The 2,528-nt window shown below is 41.8% G+C and carries 3 protein-coding genes; 1 reads left to right on the top strand and 2 read right to left on the bottom strand.

Annotation, left to right across the window (positions count from 1 at the left end; translation table 11 throughout):
- Positions 1 to 438: 438 nt before the first annotated feature.
- Both PX481_RS20085 and PX481_RS20080 read right to left on the bottom strand, forming a co-directional pair.
- On the bottom strand, positions 439 to 1,353 hold the full coding sequence (locus PX481_RS20085) for an Rpn family recombination-promoting nuclease/putative transposase (protein ID WP_288095643.1): 915 nt from the start codon (positions 1,351 to 1,353) through the stop codon (positions 439 to 441).
- A gap of 321 nt (positions 1,354 to 1,674) precedes the next feature.
- A complete protein-coding gene (locus PX481_RS20080) occupies positions 1,675 to 2,178 on the bottom strand; it encodes a DUF29 domain-containing protein (protein ID WP_002761445.1) in 504 nt (167 codons plus the stop codon).
- A 147-nt stretch (positions 2,179 to 2,325) separates the two neighbouring features.
- Between PX481_RS20080 and PX481_RS20075 the strand changes: the two genes are divergently transcribed.
- Positions 2,326 to 2,528 (top strand): phosphoribosylformylglycinamidine synthase-related protein (locus PX481_RS20075; protein ID WP_288095642.1); only part of this gene is annotated, 203 nt, incomplete at its 3' end.

Below are 2,528 nucleotides of genomic sequence, written 5' to 3'. Positions count from 1 at the left end.
TAGTTTTTGCTGCGCTTTTTTCTGGCTTGAGATTTTAGGTTCGACAGCAACTCCTTGATTGTTTTTTGAGTTACCCCTTGACAATCAAGACAGTCGCTACGATCTACTGATTATTTATTCCCCTTTTTGCATGAGTGCATGAGTAGAAAAGGGGTTTCTCGGAGAAACCCCTTTTCTGTGGGTTACTCAAGGGATTTAGGATAATATTGGTGCGTTACGTCGCGTATGTAATTAATGTAAATTAAATAATATTGTGGCGCTCCTAACGCACCCTACCTACTGTATCTCCCCAGTGAGTATAGGCTACATATCAGGACAGGCACTCATGCAAGAGGCAAAACGGAGAATAAATAATCAGTTTTTAATAAGCGGATTTAGTACAAAAGTCGTTTAGCATGATACGCTATCTAACCTTAGTGCGATCGCTTTGAACTTTTCCTATTCCCTTTGAGTTGCTTGTCTAACCTGTTCGATCTCTAATTCTAAAGCTTGTGCTATCTGTTCAAAGTTCAATCCTAAGGCCAATAAACGAGGAATAGAGGCTAATTTTGCCGCTAATTCGCCTTCTTGTCGGCCTTCTTGTCGGCCTTCTTGTCGGCCTTCTTGTCGGCCTTCTTGTCGGCCTTCTTGTCGGCCTTCTTGTCGGCCTTCTTGTCGGCCTTCCTCTCTACCTTCCTCTCTACCTTCCTCTCTACCTTCCTCTCTACCTTCTTCTAAAGCTTCCTGATACACTTTAGTTTGTTTTAAATCACTTAAACTAAACATCGCCTCTATCTCCTTTCTACTGACTTGGGGTAACTTATAAACCAAGATTGTCTCTATCAATTCTAAAAGTTCTTGCTGTTGTTTGACCTTAGGTAATTCTTGTCTAATCCGTGGAATTAATTGTTTTCCTTGCTCGATCGCTCTGGCGGTTGGTGCTATAATTAATTGTAACATTGATATTCCCAGGGATTCCCCTTCCCTTAATTCCTCGAGATAAAAACGTAAAATTCTGCCTGAGTTGATTAACTCCCCATAACGAGCCGTCTCTACGCTTTCCACTGAACGCCGAGGATAAATAACTACTCCCTGCCAGTTGTTGCTTAAGTCCGTTTGGTGGAGATAGAGGAAGATTTCACTAAAGAAACGGGAATAAAACCTATTATCTTTCTGAAATTGTACTTCTAGGAAATAGATAGGCTGATTGGGTGTATCAGGCAAAAAGACTCCATCGAGACGAAAGGACAATTGTTTAACTTCCACCGAGGAGAATTGATAAGAATTGGCGGTTTCGGGGGGAAGGTTCAACAAATCAAAGAAACAAGCGGGAAATCTTTGTAAGAGTTGATAGAAAATACTGTCAGTTTTCACGCAATTAAACTCAAAAAGATGCCTCTAGTTTAGCAGAAGTTTTTTGTTTTTTGTTTTTTAATTTTAAAAGGCTACCTCAACGAAACTTCACCGGGTTTCGGGTTCCTCAATTATATCCAATACCTCCTGCTCAACCAATCTAGAACGGAGAAGTTCTAACCCATCTTGGTCTGCTAATTCGATAATCTCGACAAGATAACGTCGCACCTGTTCAACAGTTGCCGGTTGCCATTGACGCAGTTTAATTGGCGATTTCTAGTTCTTGAATCAGGGCATCCATATTTCAGTTTTGAAAGCCAATATTATCAGGATAACATGGGTCTAAGTAAAAGGAAAATCGTCGAAGTAATGATCGATATCAATCGGGAACCATTCCCCATCTAATACCTGTTCGAGGGAGAAAGGAGGCTCTAGAGGAATCGCGTCGCGAGTGACTGCTTTCGCTTGTATTAGGGTTTTTCGAGCGTTCGAGTAGGCTTTTTGAAAATAATCCCGCGCGTGGTTGGTGAGAGTAGTAGTTTCTAGCCACTCTCCTAGTTGAGTTCGGAAACTGGCGATTTCTCCTACCCAGTGACAGACGTTTCGTTCTCGCTCCCGTTCCGATTTGTGATAAGCTAACTTAAACAGGTGTTCGATAAGCTGGGTTAATAAACTCTCTACAGCCCGTCTGTCACTTTTCCCCATGCACTCCACTTCCTCAATCAGATTTTCCCAGTCCACCTCATCAAACTTTTTTAGCTTTAAAAGTTCGGCGGTTTTTGAAGCCCAGAGAACAAAATCCTGATCGTATAAGGCTTTCATTGATAAAGCTGTTTCTACTGCCATAGTTTCGTTCCAACTGATGATAAAACTATGTCTTTAGCTTAACTTTACTAGCGCAAACCTTTTAACTTTTTTGTCTTTTACTAAGCAGTATAACTCGATCTCAACAGACGTTATACAATAAATCTTGTCCCTCGATCGCATTGTCCCATGACTACCCCCTTCACTGCCGCAGAAATTGCCTCAGAAGGCATCAAACCCGAAGAATACGAAGAAATAGTCAAAAGACTGGGAAGACACCCCAACAAAGCCGAATTAGGAATGTTTGGCGTGATGTGGTCGGAACACTGCTGTTATAAAAACTCCCGGCCGCTGCTCAAACAATTCCCCACCACCGGCGAAAAAATTCTCGT

Source organism: Microcystis sp. M53603_WE2 (assembly GCF_030065435.1).
Note: the sequence above shows the minus strand (reverse complement) of the source record. Positions and strands in the feature narration are given on the sequence as shown.